The sequence below is a fragment of the Paraburkholderia sp. SIMBA_054 genome (assembly GCF_046534875.1).
Classification (GTDB): domain Bacteria; phylum Pseudomonadota; class Gammaproteobacteria; order Burkholderiales; family Burkholderiaceae; genus Paraburkholderia; species Paraburkholderia hospita.
Genome location: NZ_JAWRXV010000014.1, coordinates 96,221 through 114,528, shown reverse-complemented (window position 1 = coordinate 114,528; position 18,308 = coordinate 96,221). Strand labels below are relative to the sequence as shown.

Below are 18,308 nucleotides of genomic sequence, written 5' to 3'. Positions count from 1 at the left end.
GCGCGAGCTGCGGCGATGAGCAGGCCGGCCACGCCTGCCCGACTATCTCCTCGCGTCGGTCACCGTTCCCGAAACCGCCAGTTGTGTCTGTGCGCCGGGTGCCTTCAAAGCCAGCCACAAGAGCACGACGCACGGCAGCAGCAACGCCCAGAACCCTGCGTGCCGATACGCGAGAGCGCCAAGGATTGCGCCAGCTGCGAACGCGATAATCGTCGGCAACATCTTCCCCAGACGCGTTCGCGCCGCCGCTCGTGCGTCGGACGGCATCTGCGGTGACAGGATGTCGATCGTGTCGAGCACGGCCTGCGTCACGTTGCCCGTCATCACGGTGTTGGGCACACCGGGACGCGGCACAAGCCGGCCGTGCGCATTCTGCACGCCCATTGCCGCTGCGCCGATCATCCCGCAGACGATGACGGGCGTGCTGTCCGCATGCACAACGGGCGAGACGCCGACACCCGCGAGGCAAAAGGCCAGCATGAGCACTGCCTGGACAACGTAGAGAACACACGCCGCGCGGTTGGGCGTCGCGGGTTCGACGCGCTTAACAAGCACGCTGCTGACGGCCACGCCTGCAACGAATGCGGGGAACGCCATCAACTTCATGAACACGCCCTGGCCGAAACCTGCCGCTTCGGCGCCAATCAGCACGAAGTTGCCCGTGACGTGCGCGGTGAACAGCCCGAAAAGCGCGACAAAGCTGAGCGTGTCCACATAGCCCGCGATGGCTGCGAGCAAGCTGTCTTCAGATTTCATCGATCGTCTCCCGTGCCGGGGAATGACATCGGGTGGCCTCGCGACCGTCATGGCGCATCACCCCGGCATCCCGCGTCTACTGCGCAACTGCGTGAATCTCGGCGATATAACCACCCGGGAACTGCACGAGCGCGGCTTCGCGCTTATCCGAAGTGAACAGCGGGACCAGCACCGTGACGCCTGCCGCCTTCGCCTTCTGCAACGTGTCCGCGAGATTCGTCACTTCATAACCCGTCATCTCCCGGCCGAACGGCCAGGGCAAGTGACCGTCGGTCGCCAGCACCGTCATCTCGCCGAATCCCGAGTCGATCCGTACACGCCGGTAGGTGTCGCCTGGCCGGCCAATCTCGACGCCGGGCGCCTTCCGATCATCGGAGACGATCTTGCCGTGCGAAAACGCCACGAAATCGTGGATCAACGCATCCGCGCGTTCCGGCGACACGTAGACCCGGTTCTCGGGCACCGTCTGTAAAGAATCATAGTTCGGCGCCTGGTTGTGCCAGTACAACTGCATGCTGACGCCGCCCGCCCAGGTGATGATCGCGTCACGTCCGATTGGATCGGGGAACGTCGCCACACTGACGTCAGCGTGGTGGCGCCTGGCCGATCTGACGGCCGCGTCGATGTCGGTCACGAGATATCCCGTGCGCTCGCTACCGAACGGATACGGAACAGGCGTCTTGAAGCCGAAGACAGAGATCGTGCCGACGGGCGTGAACACGAGTTGCGACATCGTCTTGCTCGACGTGGGTGTCACCTGAAAGACGCCCTGCTGCGACTTGTGACCGCCGAAGGTTGCGACAAGACTGTCGGTGAACCTGTCGAAGTCTTCCGGCGCGACATAGACATGTGTGGTGTCGTATTGCGGCCCCACAGCGAGCTGCGGTTCCGCAACGGGCTGTGGAAGTCTCGGCGGTGTGGCCGACGCGACTGACGATGCAGCGAGACAGATGACGGCAAGCGCTGTCGCCGCCAGGGAACGAAGGTTAAGCATGATGCTGGAGATCCTTTGAGGATTTACTGAAAACCGGCACGGCCGGAAGAACGCGTGATGCCGCTAACGCATGTCGCCATCACGAGCGCAGCGATGAGACCGAGATGCTCGAAGAACGCGTTCAACGCGAAAAAGTACGCGTCGCCCGTCAGGTTCCAGAAGTCGTTCGCGACGAACATCGCGACAGCCGTCAATGCACCCAGTGCGCCCGCGCCCAGCCACACGAAGCGGCTGAAGATCACGCAGGCCGAGCCGCCAAGCTCGACGACGATCGCGAGCGCTGCCCACAACCATCCCGGATGCAGCCCGAAATGCGCCTGCTCGAGCACAGCGGCATGAAAGTTCGCGAGCTTGGCCACACCTCCGATCACATACGCGGACACGAGCGCCGCGCGTGCCATCGGTGGCAACCAGGGCTGATCGAGCAGCGCGGCGATCCAGTGCGGATTCCCTTGTGCGCGCGTGTTCATATCAGACCGCCCAGCAGGCGCAGCCGAGCGCGCCCCAGAACGAATTCAGGTCTGACGTCGGCGCGTTGCCCGACCAGGCGCGCGCATGGTCGTGGCCATGCACGGCGCAACCATTCGAGCAGCCACAGGACGCCGCCGCCATCTGCTGCAACGAAGCCTCGCCTTCGCCCTTCGAATCCTTCCACGCACCGAAGCCGCCGAAGCGACGCACGGGCGACCAGTCGGGCATCGCGGGCGGCGGCGCGCTGTCGTCGAGATGTGCGAATGCTGCGCCGCCATAGACGATGCGGCCGCCGACAATCGTCAGATCCGACACCGTGCTCGCGATCTCGTCCTCGGCGCAGGTGAAGAAGTCTCGGTCGGGAACGATCAGGTCAGCAAGCTGCCCCACGGCGATCTGGCCTTTCTTGCCTTCTTCGTTGGAAAACCAGGTGACCTTCTCCGTCCACATCCGCAGCGCCGTATCGCGGTCGAGGCGATTGCGCTGCGGATAGAGGCTCAGGCCGCCGACCGTCTTGCCCGTCACCAGCCACGCCAGCGACACCCACGGGTTGTACGACGCGACACGCGTGGCATCCGTGCCCGCCGACGTGCGCACGCCCTTCTCGAGCATGCGCGCGATGGGCGGCGTCGCCTCGGCCGCGGCCGCGCCGTAACGTTCGACGAAATACTCGCCCTGATAGGCCATTCGGTGTTGCACCGCCACGCCGCCACCGAGCGCCGCGATACGATCCATCGAACGTTCGGAGATCGTCTCGGCGTGGTCGAAGAACCAGTGGATGCCATCGAGCGGAATGTCCCGGTTGACCTTCTCGAAGACATCCAGCGCGCGGCTGATGGTCTCGTCATAGGTTGCGTGCATGCGCCATGGCCAGCGGTTTTCGGCGAGCACGCGCACAACCCCTTCCAGTTCATCTTCCATCTGCGGCGGCATGTCCGGGCGCGGCTCGCGAAAATCCTCGAAATCCGCTGCGGAGTACACCAGCATCTCGCCTGCGCCGTTGTGCCGGAAGTAGTCGTCGCCCTGCTTGTACTTCGATGTCTTCGTCCAGTTCAGGAAGTCCTGCTTCTCCGCCTTCGGCTTCTGCGTGAACAGGTTGTATGCGAGACGCACGGTCATCTGCCCGTCGTTCGCGAGTTTCTGGATGACTTCGTAATCGTCGGGGTAGTTCTGGAAGCCGCCGCCCGCATCGATCACACCCGTCACACCGAGCCGGTTCAACTCGCGCATGAAATGGCGCGTCGAATTGAGCTGATAGTCGAACGGTAGCTTCGGCCCCTTTGCCAGCGTCGCGTACAGGATCGACGCATTCGGTTTGGCGAGAAGCAGCCCCGTCGGGTTGCCGTCGCCGTCGCGCATGATCTGTCCGCCGGGTGGCTCAGGCGTGTCTTTCGTATAGCCGACCACGCGCAGCGCCGCGGCGTTCAGCAACGCCCGGTCGTAAAGATGCAAGATGAACACGGGCGTATCAGGTGCAACGGCATTCAGTTCCGCGATCGTGGGAAGCCGCTTCTCGACGAACTGCTGCTCGGTGAAGCCACCGACCACACGCACCCATTGCGGTGCAGGCGTAATGGCCACCTGGCGCTTGAGCATGTTCATCGCGTCGGCGAGCGAGCGCACGCCGTCCCACCGCAGTTCCATGTTGAAGTTCAAGCCACCGCGCACGACGTGTGTGTGATTGTCGATCAGTCCGGGCAGAACGGAACGTCCCTTCAGGTCAATCACCTTTGTCGCAGTACCTGCCAACGACATGATGTTGGCATTGTCGCCAACGGCCATGAATTTGCCGTCCTTGATGGCGACCGCGCTCGCTGTGGGGTTCGCCTGGTTCAGCGTCGTGAAGCGGCCGTTGTGCAGAACCAGGTCGGGGGATTTTGCGGAAGTGTTCATGAGCGGGCCTCCTCGTTCCCAGCAGTCTTGCGTGCAGCCGTGACGCGAGAAATGCCGTGCTGCAATGAGCCTGATACCGTGGTTGCCTCGTCCGATGCGCGTGCCACCGTTGAGCGAATGGCGCCAAGAAAATATTGCTCGCTGAGTGGAATGAGTTGCTCTCCAGCGAGAATGCCGAGCAGGCCGACCAGTGCAACCAGCGGCGGGGCCGGCGACCGTACGCCAATCAGGTGGTAAATGGCACCGACCAGAACGCCGGCACCTAGTGAAAACAGATAGACTTTCATGGGTTCATCTCTCTTGCAGCGGGCAGCATCAGATCGGGCTTGTCTGAAGCAGATGACGCAACTACTCCTGCCGGCCGTTGGCGTCGCACCGCACGGCCAGCATCGCAACATCAAATGGGAAGGGGGGCGGCCTGTTACCCGGCCGGAACTGCGGGCACGATCTCGTGTTGACCGACGGCGCGCTGTGGCGCCTTGTGCACCATGGTATAGGCGTAGTCCACGCCCATCCCGTACGCACCGGAATGTGCCCTGACTACTTCCATGACGGCGTCGTACGTATCACGACGCGCCCAGTCGCGCTGCCATTCGAGCATCACCTGTTGCCACGTCACGGGCACGACGCCGGCCTGGATCATGCGCTGCATCGCATAGTCGTGCCCGTCCTTCGATGTGCCGCCTGATGCGTCTTCGACCATGTAGATCTCGTAGCCGCCTTCCAGCATGGCGCTGAGTGCGAAGGTGTTGTTGCAGACCTCCGTCCAAAGGCCCGAAACCACGATCTTGTTGCGTCCGTTCGCAGCCAGCGCGTCACGCACCTTCTGGTCATCCCAGGAGTTCATCGACGTGCGTTCGAGCAGCGGCTGGCCGGGAAACACGTCGAGCAGTTCGGGGTAGGTAAAGCCCGAGAAACTTTGCGATTCGACCGATGTAATGGTGGTCGGAATGCTGAATATCTTCGCTGCCTTGGCGAGGCCCACCACATTGTTCTTCAGCACCTGCCGGTCAATGGATTGGACGCCAAATGCCATCTGCGGCTGGTGGTCAATGAAAAGCAGCTGGGAGTTTTGCGGGGTCAGTACTTCGAGCTTGGGGTTGGTCATGATGGGTTCCTTTCAGTGCGTTTGGAAATCAGGCCTGCTTCAGTGTTTCGATGGCATCCAGCACGTGCGTGCTGTACGTGATGGCGGCGCCGGCGTTCAGATTGATTGCAATGCCCAGCGCTTCCGCGATCTCGTCATCGGACACGCCGAGCTTGACGGCCTCGGCAGCATGAAAGGCGATGCAGCCATCGCAGCGCGTGGTGACTGCGACGGCCAGCGCGATCAGTTCACGCGTCTTCGCGCCAAGGTGATTCGTGTTGGCGCCCGCACCTGCGACAAGGGCAAATCCTCGAAGGGTGTCCGGCGTGCGTGTGGACAGTTCCTTGATGCGGGAAGTGATGTCCTTAATCGTCTCTTTCCACTCGATCATGAGATAACTCCAATAGGAATGCATAAGATATAAGCACGAACCGGCCGCTCAGCCTGTCCACTGCCCGCCAGCTTCGGGTCAATGTGGTTCATCGACTCTGGGCGTCAACGAATTGACTGAGACGAATGCTAATCGGGGGTCCGGCACACGTCTTCTGGAGGCGTGCGAAAAGTTTTGAGAATCGCCTATATCTTTGATTTTTATAGATTTATTCTGTACCATTGAAGCGAACGAATGGGCGTGCAGCGGCCATCAACTTCCCTGATCGGCTGGTGAAATGAACCTTATCGAGATGCTCCAGGCGGCCGGCATCGACGGAAACAAGGCCGACTTCTATCTGGCCTCGCTCGAACTCGGGGAGGCCACCGTCGCTTCGATCGCCCAGAAGGCGGGAATCGGCCGCACCAACGCATATGAAGTGCTCGACCGTCTGCTCGCTGACGGACTCGTCGCGACCGTGCAGAAAGGCGCGCGCAGCTACGTGATTCCGCAGGATCCGATCGCCCTGCTCAGGCGCATCGAAGCGCAACGTCAGCTGGTTCAGGAAGTGCTCCCGCGGCTGCGCTCGATTCACAACTCAGCGGGTGGAAAACCGAAGGTGCGCTATTTCTCGGGCATCGAAGGGATCAAGACCGTGCTCAACGAAACGCTCGAATGTCAGAGCATGGAGTTGCGCGCCGTGATGTCGAACAGCGAGCTGTTTCAGATGCCGGGCTTCGAGGTGATCAGGGATATCGCCGTGCGACGCGCCCGTGCGGGCATCAAGCTGCGCGTGATCCGCTCGGGTCCAGGCGATACACGCGATCTGTGGCGAACGTCGACGCGCGATCTCCGTGAACTCCGCTTTGCGCCGGCCGACTTCGAAGTGGGTATCACGACCTATCTGTACGACGACACCGTGGCCTTCATTTCATCGCGGGCAGAGCACTACGCGCTGTCCATTCAAAGCGCGGAGTTCTTTGCGTTCGAGTGCAGTCTGTTCGAAGTGCTGTGGAGCGCGAGCACGCCCGATCGGTTCGATAAGCCCGTCTGAACCGATTTAATTCGCTCCGCTAACATGGAGTGCTAATGCAAACACACGGACCGGAAAGATAAGTGAGCCCGCGTGTCGGTGTGGCCGATGTCTCCAAGTGGCAGTGCTGCCGCTCCTGGCGACCGTACCGGCGCAATAGCAATTTGACGAATGAAGTCCGACAGGCGCCTTGGTAGCCACCATTACGGCTTCCAGGCGCGCGATCTCACGCTGACATCAAACGGTGCATTCGTGACACTTGGGCGAGGGCGCGGCCGCCGATGAGTGCGGCGATCGATGCAGGAGAGATCCATGCCTATCTTGTCCTTGTCCGCGATGTTTGTAACGGCAACTACAGCCGCATAGCGCGCACGCTCGCCACTTCCTGCTATTGCCCTTGATGAGCGGACGCTCTCGCCTTAGAACCGCTCAATGGAGCGATGGTACCGAACAGTCCATTGGTCTCCTTGTTAGGGCCTGCCGAGAAGTACAACGTGTCCGGACTCGAGTTGCGGCCGCCACCGAGTGTCAGAGCCCACAATCCGTCGATAGCCAGCGGGTTGCCGTATGTATTCTCCAACTGATCGACAAACGTGCCGTCATTGTTGAAGACATTGATTCGGCCGTTGCCGAAGTTGCCAATCAGGATCTTGCCGCTGAAGCGGCCGAATGCAAACGATGCGCGCGTGACTCCCCAAGGCGAGTCGAGCGTCCCTCGGCTTGCGAAGCGGCGCAGCAGGTGGCCGTCGGTATCGAATACATCGACGAATCCATGACCGTTACCTGCAACATCGTCATGCCTCTCAGCGTTCTGCTGGGCATACGTGACGAAAAGATCCCCATCGATGTTCGCAATACCAAACGGCGCGTAGCCAGCTGGGATGTTCGGGTCGATGAAGTTGCCGTCCGTCGTCGCGGGCATGAACAAGCCCTTCGTACCGCCGCTTGGCCCGAATACATCGATCCGACCCGAGCGAAAGTTCGTCGCAAACAGGAATGCTCCTTTCTCGTTCACACCGAAAACGAGACCCTTGTAGACGGCCCCGTTGGCGGCGGATGGAGAGGACGAGTTATCCACCGCGATTACCGCGTTGTTCGCCGGATTCAACCCGCCGGCCCAAGCGGAAATCGTGCCGTCCTCGGTCGCGAATATAAATGCGGCCGGGATAGTGGTACCCGGCACGAGAAACCCCGGTGAAGGATTCCACACGATTCCGGTCGGCGCGGCAGGCGTGGCATTGGGTGAATTGTTGGCAAGGACGGGATGACAGGAACTCGCCGGTATGACATTGCCTGGCAGCGGGATGGAAACCTGCAACGCCACCTTTGCCCCTTCTCCGTCATACAGCGTGGAGCAGCCTGTCGCATTGTCGTTGACCCAGAATGGACTTGCTGCCGGACTAAAGGCAATACCCCAAGCGTTCTGTAATACCCCGTCGACCTTCGGGGCAGCGCCTGCCAGGTTGGACACGAGTGGTGTGACGACGTAAGCATCATCGTCAGCGGCATGCCCGATTGTGACACCGGCCGCGAGTATGATCACGGCCGCTGCTTTGAGACCCCACGAGACCTGCGACATGGTCACCCTCCTTAGTCTGACTGGTGAGAGATTGTTCCGCGAGTTGGTGCCCCAGGTGGCTAAACGACCGCTGTCCTACAAATATTCCCCTGTCCTTCAAAAACCTCCACTTGTCATCCGGTCGTATGGCGCGACAGGGGTCCACAGCAGCTGGTTCAACAAGATCACGATGGGCTGCGGAAGCACGGCGCTTTTTTGCAAATGCGCTTGACGAGCATGCTGTTGCAATTGCCGCAATACGCCTCCGAAGTCGACCGTCGGAAAGATTCTTCGCTGCGAGCTGAGCTACGTCGAACGATGGCGGTACGGAGCGATGGGAGAGTGGCGCGTTGGTGAACCAGGTAGCATGTCTGCGAACCGTTGAGCCACTCGAATCGTTTGGGTTCGCCAGCACAGCGCGCGCCAGAAAGCGACTTCCCATGCGACATCGGGCGGAATATTTCGATGCCCACTCACGTTCTATCAGCGAGGTTCGCCAGCACTGGCGAGCACGGGTCCGTCATCAGCGATGAATTCACGCGCGCAATGCGTGCAAGCCTGCTTGTGCCGTTGCGTGAAGGCGAAGCTATGAGCGCCGCGATAAATGGTCTCCAGCGGCCACGACGATGACGAGGGTTCTTACCCATGCATATTGGTGAACGTGCCTGCTTACGCGCGGCGGTCATCAAGAGAACAGTTGATCCACGAGCTTTCGGGGCCGGTGAATCCCGCACTGTGGTTCGATCGGTCTTGCGGCAATGTAGCCCTTTCGAGGAGAAACATCATGATCGACAGAAACCATACTGTGTACGTGCTGGCGGCGATTGCGCTCGGCGTTGCGCCGCTGAGCAGCAATGCGGACGAGACGATCCATGTCAAGCTCACGGACGAGATGATTCAGCTCGATCCCGGCACAGCGAGTGCCGGGCGTGTCACGTTCGAAGTGAACAATGCAGCGAGCGGCGACACCGAACATGAGTTCGTGGTGCTGAAGACAGATATGGATGACGCACATCTGCCTGTCCACAAAGGCCAGGTCACGGAAAGCCGCTTCAAGAAAATGGGCGAAGTGGAGGACTTGGCGCGGGGTTCGACCAAGCGCCTGTCATTGAAGCTTGCGCCAGGACACTACGTGCTGATTTGCAATAGACCGGGGCACTATGAAATGGGCATGCACACATCGTTCGTCGTTGCGCGCTGAGGCGAGGCACGCCGGTCCCGCTTTTGCGGCGGATCGATGGTACTTGGCTCAATAGGTTCGTTCCTGCTTCTTCCGCCACTTAAATTCAGAACCTTAAGTTAACCTTAAAGAGAACGACGACAAAGTGCCTATCGCCAACTGCAGCTTATCGAAACCACCTGCTGCGCTAGAGCACGAGAGGCACGCATCGTGCGGAGATCGCACCACACCGGAGAATAAATAGTTTGGTTGTCGACGACCATCATCCGACTTCGGAGATCTTCCAGGCGCTGCATGGAAGATCCCCGTTCTATAAAACGATTACTGTGTCTTTGCTGCCTGCTCCCGCGACAAAAGCCGCTGCGCCTGAAGGTCACCGCGACCTGCCTCTTGTGCAGTCTGGACCGACGTCTCGCTTGCCTCGAGCATTGCGGCTCGTCCAGCATTGCTGATGCTCACCGTGTAAGACGGTGACGATGGAGTTGATGAAGACTTTGTGTCGGCCGGTTTCGTATCTGCTACCGATTGTGCGCTTTGGGTAGTACTGGTCGATTGGGCCATACTTTGCCCGATAGACTGGATTGACATATTTCTCTCCAAGAATTACGCCGTATTGGCAGATGGTCTATCGGCTTCTGAACTTTCAGCTTGAGAACTATATTTTTTCGAGATCGAGTCGCAGATAAGTGTGCCTTAACATTTGGCAATATTCGCCTCTAGCGCCTCCGCAGCGCCGGCTAATTTTGCTGGCGCAATTTCGAGCAGTCTTCATCGTAAGCAACTCGTTATCCGCTTCGCCGCCTGGTACAAATTCACCGACGTAACCCAGAAACCGTCGACCCGTTTCTGTACATTCGCTGTACCTTCCGCCGCACTGTCCCATCCTGAACAAGTTGATAGCGTCGACGGTGCAGTCGACCGCCGGACCGGGCCGCGCGTCAATATCAGTTCAGCTATGATGTCCGCGGGCCCTGGCTCTTACACGGAAGCGCCAGAACCCTGATCCAACGATCGTCCGACGATAGTGTTACATGCAAGTCAATAATGCCCGACGAGGCAGCCGAAAGCATTCGGCAGACGCGCATAACATGACACGCCAGCACCGTGCCAGGCAGGGACGGCGCGCTCCTCATCGCCCGACCCGGTGAGCCGAAAAGGCTTACGACCCGCCAAAGAACACCGGCTCCATCCCACTCGTGCGGGCCGGGCGGCCCATCTGTGACGAACCGTTGGTCGCAGGGCCGTAGCCGCTGCTCTGGCCGGCGGCACTTGCGCCGGTGGCCTGCAGATTGGCAGGAAAGTCGACGGTATTCGCATTGGCCGGGTTGAAGCCGGCTTGCTGAAGCTGAGCGACCTCTGCTTGCACTTGCGCGCGGGTCAGCGCCCCGTCCGACTGCGCCAACGATGCAATTGGCACAGCAATCACGGCGACCGCGCAAACTGCGTGGACTAACGTCTTCATAATGGCCCACCTCTTGGTTAATGACTCCGGCTGACTTGCGCATAATGTTTCGCGGTCAGTCCATCAAAGAATAGGCGAGTAACCATACAGTAGTCGTTCATTTATCGAATGTGGATATCGGCGAGACGCTCGTGGCGCCTGTCGAGCCGATTCCGGTGCTCATTGTTGCTCAAGCTCATCGCGTGGAAGGACCGGCGCACGCGTAAGACCACCCGGACAGGCAAATATCCCTCATCCGGGCTCCAGGATAAAACCGGCGAGTGGAATAAGGCGTCGTCGCGCCACGTTTACGATTATGTCGATGCCTGCGTTCGCGATGAACCGCGCGACGCGTCCGCCATGCACCGGCAGTTCGGCATCTTCGGTAATAGCGCGGTTAATACCTCGCTGGATATCCCTCCGCGGGACTTCCTGCGAGCTTCCCAAGAGAAATGACCATGAAGCGACTTCGAATGATTCTTGCGTGTCTCGTTTGCCTCGGAATGGTCGTGGTTTCGGGATCCGCGGCTGCAGGCGACACGAATCAAGGCGGCAACGGCGCATCTGGCAGCTCAACCAATTCCTCAGGCGGCGGTTACTGAGCGCCTCACGCCGAACTGCGCAGTCTGCCTATAACTGGTGCCGGCCGAAAACTCCGGCGTCATGCGAGACATTGTTGTGCGATACGGACCGGACGGTGATCGACGCCAACCACGCCACGCCTCTGTAGACGTCAACCGCCCCGGCGCTCTTGTCCAGTCAAGACGGCGGATGCGCGTCCGGATAGAGCGCAGTTCTGCCTTTGCTGCCTCCCGCCGCGACAAAAGCCGCTGCGCCTGAAGATCACCGCTACGTGCCTCTTGTGCAGTCTGGACCGACGTCTCGCTCACCTCAAGCATTGCGGCTCGCAGCGTAACGGAATGCGTGAAGTCGCGGCTGCGTCGATTTCGTTGTCCGCATTGCACGAAGCGAACCGGCGTGCGGCGTGGGTGCGCATCAACCTGAAAGACGTCCCGCGCGATTGCCGGATCATCCACGTTCTCTGCAGATTCCTTGCCACAAAAAATACCCACCGCCAAGTATGGCCGGTGGGCATTAATTCGCACCAAAAGTCAGGGATAACCTGCAACTTCTGGAAGAATCGAACAACATTACAGTGAGGCCGGCGACATGGCAGCCCATGCGCGCGTAAACGAACAGGTGCTATGTTCAGTTTGAAGCGCGCGTCATGCCATCAGATGCATCGCATCTCACCCGGCATTCACAGCGTCCTTGAACCCCTTGCCTGCTGTGAACTTGACGGTCTTCGCCGCCGGGATCGTGATGGTCGCGCCCGTCGACGGGTTGCGACCCGTGCGTTCGGCGCGAGCGCCCGTCGAAAATGAGCCGAAACCAATCAGCTGGACTGTATCGCCACGCGTCACTGCTGCCGTCACGGCCTCGAGGATGGCATCAATCGCGCCGCCCGTACTAGCCTTGCTTTCACCCGTGCTCGCGGCGACGGCGTCGATGAGTTCCTGTTTGTTCATATGTGTTCCCCCTAAAAAAACTTCCGCTGAATGCGGGCTGGCGTCACCCTAACGCAGGTATGAGGTAGAAAGCAACTACGAGGTTCATGCGACGGTATCGCGGACTGAAGATTATTGTGGAGAGCGCGTCGACTTCTGGATGACGCGTGAGGACGTGCGCCCCGCTTCTATAGGCCGCTTTCTGGCGAAAGCTAAGTGAAAATGGATGAGCGGCTGACGGTTAGTTGCACATCATTTTTCGCTGATTGGCTCATTGCATCTAGCCGCGCTGCGCCTTTCGAAGGCGAAAGGCAATGAAAGCCTCAGATCGGTGAGTATCGTCGCCTTGTGCCGTTACACGTGCGACCAGGGCAGGGAATTGACACCATGCTTTTCATCACGCGCCTGCAGCAGATATTGCGTTGCAGGCTGTATCAATCGTCTTGTTGGTGTCGATGTGTCCATCGGCGGTGTGCATGGCGTACGGTGACATTCGTATGCGCGTGCATAGTTCAGAGTTTTGCCAGATTGAGCGTCAGTGGCTTCGCGGGAACACATTCCTTTGAAGAATACCGACGACCAGAAGGAGCTGATCATGAAATCGTTCGTTTTCACAATCGTGGCGGCCTCAGCGTTGGCAATGCCGATCGCCGCCTTCTCGCAGACCGATGCCACTGCAACGCGAGCGCAGGTACGTGCAGAACTGCAGCAATTGGAACAGGCAGGCTATGATCCCGCGAAAGGCGAGAACCCCAATTACCCTGCAGATATTCAGGCTGCTGAAGCGCGTGTGTCGGCAGCCAACAGCGCGACCGGATACGGAGGAACCGCTTCTGTCTCGTCCTCGTCCGGATCTCGGGCAACGACCCGTCCGGCGTCCGGAGACGAAATGCGCCAGATCTACTTTGGCGGACAGTAAGCCTGCCAACGACGCCGGCCTGCCGCGAGCTTCTTCGGCTGTAGCACGCCGCTAGCGATCTGCCATCAGCATGGCCCGGCCTGATCGTCGTCAGACGGTCAGGCCATTCTTATTAACGCAGTCTCCCTGCCGGACAACGGTCGATCGTCATGGGAGCGATTCACGGCTTCATCGATAAACCGCTAGTTGTCCGCCAGAGAAAACTCGATGTCCTGCGCGCCTTCCCACAGCACGAGTTTGCCGAACGCCTCAAGATGCTCATGGCCTTCGAGCAACGTAAAGAAGTGGTTGCCGGCAAGCTGGCCCATTTTGCTCGCAAAGATCGAGCTGCCGTAGACGAACAGGAATTCAGTTTCGCTGAATCCGCCGGGATACAGAAGGATGTCCCCGCGTGATGCGTGGCTGGTGTGATTTTCAAACGTGAGGCCGGTATCGAAGTCGCCCAACGGGATCCATACGGCTTCGCCGCTCCAGCGGGAATGAATCACTTTGTTCCTGAACGGCAGCAATTCAATGAAGCGCTCGCAGGTGCGCGGTGCCTTTTCTTCTTCCAGCCGGCCCACGAAGCGGAATGGGCCGGCGTTCACGATGATCTTTTTCATGTTGTCGTTGAGAGTCGAATGCGCGTTGGGGGGCCGCCGGTCCTTGTCGACCGGGTGAAAGTGAAAGCCGTTTCATGCGCAATTTGACGCTGTTACTGACGACTTGTCGAGCATATTGACTATAGCTTGGAGCATACGTGACAGTGTCCCGACCCGCCTTGCAGGCTTCACTAAGACGCTTCTTCTGTCGATTCGAATCCAGACGCGCGTTGCCCCCGATCGCTCTCGCCTGGATCCGTTCGCCAGCGCGCGCTGAAGCGCCCTTAGTCCTTTGCGTATGTCTTGAACGCCATCGAACAAAAGAAGTTCGAGATAGTCACTCAAGGTTTGAGTCATATCACGATAGTTCGCGAGCGCCGGCGACGGGATTGTCTGGATCTGCCGGTCACCTGCGAGTCGATCGATGACTGCAATGACGCGATTGCGTTGCTTGACGTAACGGTCTTCCGCAACGCTTTGGCGGGTACTTCCCGCAGCACCGTGTAGCACGAAATATTTTGTGAGCTCGGACGATGTCAGCGTCTCGATGGCCCGCCATGCCCACCTCGCAGCAGGTTCCGGATTGCTCGCCGGAATCGCGAGCAATGCACCACCGAGCGGCGACACGGGCACCATGTCGATGCGTAAGTCGGATGAAGCTGCGGTCCCACGCGCCCGCCCTGTTGCAGCAACGCGTGGCTGTCGAGCACGCCGTAACGGTTCGACCAGTGGTAGCACATAGCCGCCTTCCCCGCACCGAACAGCCGGGCATTGCGCGACCAGTCCAGACTGCTCACCCGAGCAGGGGAAAATGGAATCAACGCGCGGAGGTATTCAATGACGTGTCGGCCCATCTCCGTATCGACCTGCCGGACGCCATCATCGAATTCCGCTGCGCCTTGCGCGCCGAGAATTTGCAGGAACGTTTCCGCGATCGGCAAACCCGGAGCGGCATTCCACGTAATGCCCGCACGCCCAAGGCGCGGCCGATGCATGCGCTCTGCAATACGAAGCACGTCGTCGAAACAGCGAGGCGGGTCGAGTCCTTCAGCCTCCAGCAAATCCTGCCTGTACCATAGAAAGTCCACAGTGGGATGCAGCGGAATGGCGTATAGCTTTCTGTCGAACCAGCTTGCCGCCCAAATAGCTTCGTAGAAATCCGATCCCGAAAAGTTGCTTTCGGCCTGCAGGTTCTCGAGTTCAAGCAGATGTCCGTCCCTCGACAATTCCGCGAGCCAAGGGAACGGAATCGCAATGAGTCGTCAGCCGCGACTATCCGAACCGCTCGGCGCGCTCGAGCCCACATGCTAGGTCGCATTCGCAGTGATCTGCCTGGGTTGTCGCGGCGACGGCTACATCACCATGGCAGACAGACCGGTGTCGACCCCGGAGCGCCCCCCTACATATCGCTACAGCGGCCGTTCGCCTGACTGGCGTATGGCGAACGAACCGCACATAGCGACGGCGTAGCCACACTTACAATCGCGCTCTGCGCAATTGAAGCGTCTGGCAGCTTTGCGTTTGGTTGCGCCGGGTTGTCGGTCTTGACTGCTGTTATTTAACGGGCGAAGCGGTGCTCGGAGTCGCCAGCGTGTTGTTGACCCCGTAAGCGCTAGAGGTGGGCGTCGAGCTACTGTTCGTGCTCTGCGCACTTGAGTTCGACGAACGGGTGCCCGTGCCGCTGTCCGAGTTGGTGCCGCCAGGTGTGCCGTAGTCGCTCGTTGCCTTGGCGGCTGGCGACACGGTGCTCGGGGTCGCCAGCGTGTTGTTGCTCTGCGCATAAGCGCCGCCCGACAGCGTGAGTGCGGCGACGGCCGCGAGCAATGTGCTGCTTGTCTTGTTCATGATCTGTTCCTCCTGATTGGACTGGAAATTAGACGCAATGGTCCATTGGTATTTCTCCATGGCGTTCGTTGTATGCCACGGCTTGTGGCGACCGATCTCACGCGATCGTTTGCAGTGGCACACGTGGTGCCGACTACAGATCTCCGCTCAAGGGTCTTAGCGGACATCGGCACTTCGTTTAGACACACGGTGCCCTGTATGCCCCAATCACTTCATGCGCTAGCCAATGAGGCTTCTCGGGCCGGTATTGCACCTCATTGAGGACGCACATCGCCCCCACAGCGCGGGATCGAGCCCGTGGCAGCCGACGACAAGTTTAGGAACGTTGTCGCTGATAATTAAGCGCATTATTCGCAAGGGTGAATTTCGATTTTCGGGGTGACCAGTAATGGACCCGAGTCTGCAGTGCGTCTCCCGGTCCGGCCTGATGAATCGCTTCGGGCGCGGAGTTCATGCGACAGACTTGAATCGAGCCTCACAGGCCGCTCACTATCGCGTGGCATCAATGGCCGCTTCGTGGGGTATAGCGGCCTGCGAGTGCTTTCATGCCACGCACTTTTCAACAGGTGGCCATACGGCGGCCGACGACTCCGAACCATTAAACGGCTAACGACGATGCAGAGTGCCTTGCCGAAGCCACGCATGACCGGCCTTGGCTGACCAAGACCGTCGCGGTCATTGATGGCCTCCCGTCTGGCTTACCGGTCGTGCTTGCCGGCGAGGACACAAGCGCGTTACCGACCGTTACAGATGAGCGCGGACGGTTTCATTGCTGCTGCGTCGAGCGACTATGCTTCAAATGGCGATCCCACAGTCGGGGCGAATTGGCGAACCGAGGGGAGTCACATCATGAAACACGCAATCTCACTGCTGGCAATCGCTGCGGCCGTCTGCGCACCCTCGTCAGCTTTGGCTCAAGCCAATGCGGGTGGCTATTACATGCCGATTCCTGCGCCACCACCGCCGGTAGTCTACCAATCCCACTATGCACCACCGGGTGCCTATGGGGCGCCGGGTACCTATGTCTATCAGTCCAATCCTCCGCCAGTCGCGTATAGAGCGCCACCCGTCGTCTATGGCTATGGCAATGGGCAGGGCGGTGGCTGGCACAGGGGCTGGGGATACCACCGCCGCTGATGACGGACGACAGTTTGCGTTGAAGACGGCGCGCTGCAAGCGCTACGAATGGCTCCGATTGACGTCGAGTCCTCCCGTGGGCAAGACGAATCAACAATCGATGACATCAGTCGCACACATACCTCTTCAGTCAAGCCGCGACTGCTGTTCGTGTTCCCCTTCGATCGATGCCTTTGGCTTCCGTGGTGGGAGTCGGAGGCCTCGACCCGAAGCGGTCCGTCGATCCGTCATCGAGGTAAGGGCGGCACCTTGAACCCACGCTTCATCGGCGCGCTGAAGTCCGTCGACCCGCTTCGGACTTTGGCGCCCGCGTTTCCTCAACGGCAGCTTTTGCGATGGACCTTGCCGCGCGGTAGGCGCTCCTCTATAACGTATTTTGGCTTGTTGGCGCATCCCCATCCAGATTGGCCGGGGCGGCGCGCACGCTGAAGTTGCATGCTCAGGCGACGGGTCTCCGCGGTATGCGGCGATCCCGGAAATCACGGACGTTTAGGGCCAAAGTGATGGGCAAAGTCCTGGTGGGATAGTGGTCGCGAGACACACACGCAAAGCGGAATTTTTCTCACGAGACGCTGATCCCTCTGGGGAAGGCCGTTTCTGCAACTAAGGAGATGGCAGCCACGCTAAGTTCAAAAGCCGCCGACGGCGTACTCTCGAGCATCTTTGTTGCGCCCGAGTTTCTGTTCACGCAGCCTCGCAAAGACAACACCGGTACAACCGCCATGACGACACTCAGGCGCGACTGAATTCTCGAGAAAATCAAGTCGATGGCAAGCAGTTGCCCCGGCATGCTCCTGATTCCCGGCACGATTGTCTTCAAGGAACGCATCACGAGTGAAACAGTCGCCGATGCGATCAAAAGCGTGCAGCAGGCCATTAGCCCCGTGCGAACGCCCGTTGCAGGGGTGAAGTCGAGGAACATCCCGATCAAACCTTATATGACATATGAAGCATCGGACAAGACGACGACCGCGTCGAAAGCCCACTACGAGCAAAGCCTGGAAGAGCTCAGCCTCTTTGAAAAGAACAAGATCACCTCGGGGTCGGGGGGTATGAAGCATTCGCTCGGCTTCGAGGTGTGCCTCGACCACAGCCTGGGCATGCTGAAGGAACATATGCAAGCGGCCGATCTGGACTTGCACGTCATTGCTTCAGCCGATGACCGTGTACAAGTTCGACAAAGCCAAAGATGCAACAGTGAAGGCAGAGGAGACCGTCAGAGGATGGGACAACGTCGCCGCTGAAAAGAAAGAGGTTGAGATCGATGGTGGCCCGCTGCGCTTCTATGTGATCGATTTACCGGATTGAGCGTCGCAAGCGCCGCGATCACACTTGACCCACTCACTACCCGCTCGGGTGATGTGCGACTTAAAGTCGTTGTGTCATTCTGCATCCGCTCATGGCACCAGTCAGTCTCTACTTGAGTAGCCGTGCCCCTCGTGTCGGCTCATACAATGCATGCCGGTTACACTCGACATCTATGTCTGGAACTCATCGAAGGCGCGGCCGCCTGCGATGAAAGCACATTCAACGAA

General features: G+C 59.5%; 21 protein-coding genes. 6 read left to right on the top strand and 15 right to left on the bottom strand.

What is annotated here, in order from left to right:
* Positions 1-42: 42 nt before the first annotated feature.
* The 7 genes from SB822_RS18925 to SB822_RS18895 all read right to left on the bottom strand — a co-directional run bounded on the left by SB822_RS18925 (position 43) and on the right by SB822_RS18895 (position 5,592).
* A complete protein-coding gene (locus tag SB822_RS18925) occupies positions 43-756 on the bottom strand; it encodes a YoaK family protein (protein ID WP_007584293.1) in 714 nt (237 codons plus the stop codon).
* 76 nt (positions 757-832) lie between these two features.
* Positions 833-1,750 (bottom strand): glyoxalase, encoded by a 918-nt coding sequence (locus SB822_RS18920; RefSeq protein WP_410855393.1) that lies wholly within the window; start codon positions 1,748-1,750, stop codon positions 833-835.
* A 23-nt stretch (positions 1,751-1,773) separates the two neighbouring features.
* Positions 1,774-2,220 carry a DoxX family protein gene (locus tag SB822_RS18915; RefSeq protein ID WP_410855392.1) on the bottom strand — a complete coding sequence of 149 codons (447 nt, stop codon included), beginning with the start codon at positions 2,218-2,220 and terminating at the stop codon, positions 1,774-1,776.
* Between the two features lies 1 nt (position 2,221).
* Positions 2,222-4,114: an amidohydrolase gene (locus SB822_RS18910; protein WP_410855391.1), complete on the bottom strand. Its 1,893-nt coding sequence runs from the start codon at positions 4,112-4,114 to the stop codon at positions 2,222-2,224.
* Entirely contained in the window at positions 4,111-4,401 is a 291-nt protein-coding gene (locus SB822_RS18905) for a DUF1427 family protein (protein WP_410855390.1), read from the bottom strand. The genes SB822_RS18910 and SB822_RS18905 overlap by 4 nt, the downstream gene beginning before the upstream one ends.
* 134 nt (positions 4,402-4,535) lie before the next feature.
* Positions 4,536-5,222 (bottom strand): hydrolase, encoded by a 687-nt coding sequence (locus tag SB822_RS18900; protein ID WP_410855389.1) that lies wholly within the window; start codon positions 5,220-5,222, stop codon positions 4,536-4,538.
* Positions 5,223-5,250: 28 nt separating this feature from the next.
* Positions 5,251-5,592 carry a carboxymuconolactone decarboxylase family protein gene (locus SB822_RS18895; RefSeq protein WP_410855388.1) on the bottom strand — a complete coding sequence of 114 codons (342 nt, stop codon included), beginning with the start codon at positions 5,590-5,592 and terminating at the stop codon, positions 5,251-5,253.
* A gap of 277 nt (positions 5,593-5,869) precedes the next feature.
* Here SB822_RS18895 and SB822_RS18890 point away from each other — a divergent pair, with 277 nt between their 5' ends.
* Entirely contained in the window at positions 5,870-6,625 is a 756-nt protein-coding gene (locus tag SB822_RS18890) for a TrmB family transcriptional regulator (protein ID WP_094298337.1), read from the top strand.
* 367 nt (positions 6,626-6,992) lie between these two features.
* On the opposite strand, the gene SB822_RS18885 is transcribed toward SB822_RS18890, so the two are convergent.
* Complete coding sequence (locus SB822_RS18885) at positions 6,993-8,183, bottom strand: TIGR03118 family protein (protein WP_410855387.1); 1,191 nt, start codon at positions 8,181-8,183, stop codon at positions 6,993-6,995.
* 763 nt (positions 8,184-8,946) lie between these two features.
* On the opposite strand from SB822_RS18885, the gene SB822_RS18880 reads away from it, so the two are divergent.
* On the top strand, positions 8,947-9,363 hold the full coding sequence (locus SB822_RS18880; protein WP_079491032.1) for a cupredoxin domain-containing protein: 417 nt from the start codon (positions 8,947-8,949) through the stop codon (positions 9,361-9,363).
* Positions 9,364-10,501: 1,138 nt separating this feature from the next.
* Here the strand turns inward: SB822_RS18880 and SB822_RS18875 are convergent.
* Positions 10,502-10,804, bottom strand: coding sequence for a DUF4148 domain-containing protein (locus tag SB822_RS18875; RefSeq protein ID WP_007732383.1), 303 nt, complete (start codon positions 10,802-10,804; stop codon positions 10,502-10,504).
* A 165-nt stretch (positions 10,805-10,969) separates the two neighbouring features.
* Between SB822_RS18875 and SB822_RS18870 the strand changes: the two genes are divergently transcribed.
* Positions 10,970-11,239, top strand: a complete 270-nt coding sequence (locus SB822_RS18870) for a hypothetical protein (RefSeq protein ID WP_144020997.1) — start codon at positions 10,970-10,972, stop codon at positions 11,237-11,239.
* A 794-nt stretch (positions 11,240-12,033) separates the two neighbouring features.
* On the opposite strand, the gene SB822_RS18865 is transcribed toward SB822_RS18870, so the two are convergent.
* On the bottom strand, positions 12,034-12,312 hold the full coding sequence (locus SB822_RS18865; protein WP_007584281.1) for an HU family DNA-binding protein: 279 nt from the start codon (positions 12,310-12,312) through the stop codon (positions 12,034-12,036).
* 333 nt (positions 12,313-12,645) lie between these two features.
* Entirely contained in the window at positions 12,646-12,888 is a 243-nt protein-coding gene (locus SB822_RS18860) for a hypothetical protein (RefSeq protein ID WP_144267941.1), read from the bottom strand.
* Here SB822_RS18860 and SB822_RS18855 point away from each other — a divergent pair.
* Positions 12,887-13,210, top strand: a complete 324-nt coding sequence (locus SB822_RS18855) for a DUF4148 domain-containing protein (protein ID WP_410855386.1) — start codon at positions 12,887-12,889, stop codon at positions 13,208-13,210. The genes SB822_RS18860 and SB822_RS18855 overlap by 2 nt on opposite strands.
* Before the next feature lie 182 nt (positions 13,211-13,392).
* Here the strand turns inward: SB822_RS18855 and SB822_RS18850 are convergent, their stop codons facing one another.
* Positions 13,393-13,812: a DUF3830 family protein gene (locus tag SB822_RS18850; RefSeq protein ID WP_007584279.1), complete on the bottom strand. Its 420-nt coding sequence runs from the start codon at positions 13,810-13,812 to the stop codon at positions 13,393-13,395.
* Between the two features lie 282 nt (positions 13,813-14,094).
* Here SB822_RS18850 and SB822_RS18845 point away from each other — a divergent pair, with 282 nt between their 5' ends.
* A complete protein-coding gene (locus tag SB822_RS18845; protein ID WP_410855385.1) occupies positions 14,095-14,298 on the top strand; it encodes a hypothetical protein in 204 nt (67 codons plus the stop codon).
* Positions 14,299-14,327: 29 nt separating this feature from the next.
* Here the strand turns inward: SB822_RS18845 and SB822_RS18840 are convergent, their stop codons facing one another.
* From SB822_RS18840 to SB822_RS18830, 3 genes are all read right to left on the bottom strand, one after another.
* Complete coding sequence (locus tag SB822_RS18840) at positions 14,328-15,041, bottom strand: ABC transporter substrate-binding protein (protein ID WP_410855440.1); 714 nt, start codon at positions 15,039-15,041, stop codon at positions 14,328-14,330.
* Positions 15,042-15,345: 304 nt separating this feature from the next.
* Positions 15,346-15,636, bottom strand: coding sequence for a hypothetical protein (locus tag SB822_RS18835; RefSeq protein WP_410855384.1), 291 nt, complete (start codon positions 15,634-15,636; stop codon positions 15,346-15,348).
* Between the two features lie 1,699 nt (positions 15,637-17,335).
* A complete protein-coding gene (locus SB822_RS18830) occupies positions 17,336-17,563 on the bottom strand; it encodes a hypothetical protein (RefSeq protein ID WP_410855383.1) in 228 nt (75 codons plus the stop codon).
* Here SB822_RS18830 and SB822_RS18825 point away from each other — a divergent pair.
* A complete protein-coding gene (locus SB822_RS18825; protein WP_410855382.1) occupies positions 17,562-18,017 on the top strand; it encodes a hypothetical protein in 456 nt (151 codons plus the stop codon). The two genes, SB822_RS18830 and SB822_RS18825, sit on opposite strands and share 2 nt — an antisense overlap.
* Positions 18,018-18,308: the final 291 nt, after the last annotated feature.

Excerpts from the sequence above, each read along its gene's own strand:
- SB822_RS18925 (WP_007584293.1), bottom strand. The coding sequence starts at position 756 with ATGAAATCTGAAGACAGCTTGCTCGCAGCCATCGCGGGCTATGTGGAC.
- SB822_RS18920 (WP_410855393.1), bottom strand. The coding sequence starts at position 1,750 with ATGCTTAACCTTCGTTCCCTGGCGGCGACAGCGCTTGCCGTCATCTGT.
- SB822_RS18915 (WP_410855392.1), bottom strand. The coding sequence starts at position 2,220 with ATGAACACGCGCGCACAAGGGAATCCGCACTGGATCGCCGCGCTGCTC.
- SB822_RS18910 (WP_410855391.1), bottom strand. The coding sequence starts at position 4,114 with ATGAACACTTCCGCAAAATCCCCCGACCTGGTTCTGCACAACGGCCGC.
- SB822_RS18905 (WP_410855390.1), bottom strand. The coding sequence starts at position 4,401 with ATGAAAGTCTATCTGTTTTCACTAGGTGCCGGCGTTCTGGTCGGTGCC.
- SB822_RS18900 (WP_410855389.1), bottom strand. The coding sequence starts at position 5,222 with ATGACCAACCCCAAGCTCGAAGTACTGACCCCGCAAAACTCCCAGCTG.
- SB822_RS18895 (WP_410855388.1), bottom strand. The coding sequence starts at position 5,592 with ATGATCGAGTGGAAAGAGACGATTAAGGACATCACTTCCCGCATCAAG.
- SB822_RS18890 (WP_094298337.1), top strand. The coding sequence starts at position 5,870 with ATGAACCTTATCGAGATGCTCCAGGCGGCCGGCATCGACGGAAACAAG.
- SB822_RS18885 (WP_410855387.1), bottom strand. The coding sequence starts at position 8,183 with ATGTCGCAGGTCTCGTGGGGTCTCAAAGCAGCGGCCGTGATCATACTC.
- SB822_RS18880 (WP_079491032.1), top strand. The coding sequence starts at position 8,947 with ATGATCGACAGAAACCATACTGTGTACGTGCTGGCGGCGATTGCGCTC.
- SB822_RS18875 (WP_007732383.1), bottom strand. The coding sequence starts at position 10,804 with ATGAAGACGTTAGTCCACGCAGTTTGCGCGGTCGCCGTGATTGCTGTG.
- SB822_RS18865 (WP_007584281.1), bottom strand. The coding sequence starts at position 12,312 with ATGAACAAACAGGAACTCATCGACGCCGTCGCCGCGAGCACGGGTGAA.
- SB822_RS18855 (WP_410855386.1), top strand. The coding sequence starts at position 12,887 with ATGAAATCGTTCGTTTTCACAATCGTGGCGGCCTCAGCGTTGGCAATG.
- SB822_RS18860 (WP_144267941.1), bottom strand. The coding sequence starts at position 12,888 with ATGATCAGCTCCTTCTGGTCGTCGGTATTCTTCAAAGGAATGTGTTCC.
- SB822_RS18850 (WP_007584279.1), bottom strand. The coding sequence starts at position 13,812 with ATGAAAAAGATCATCGTGAACGCCGGCCCATTCCGCTTCGTGGGCCGG.
- SB822_RS18835 (WP_410855384.1), bottom strand. The coding sequence starts at position 15,636 with ATGAACAAGACAAGCAGCACATTGCTCGCGGCCGTCGCCGCACTCACG.
- SB822_RS18825 (WP_410855382.1), top strand. The coding sequence starts at position 17,562 with ATGCTCCTGATTCCCGGCACGATTGTCTTCAAGGAACGCATCACGAGT.
- SB822_RS18830 (WP_410855383.1), bottom strand. The coding sequence starts at position 17,563 with ATGCCGGGGCAACTGCTTGCCATCGACTTGATTTTCTCGAGAATTCAG.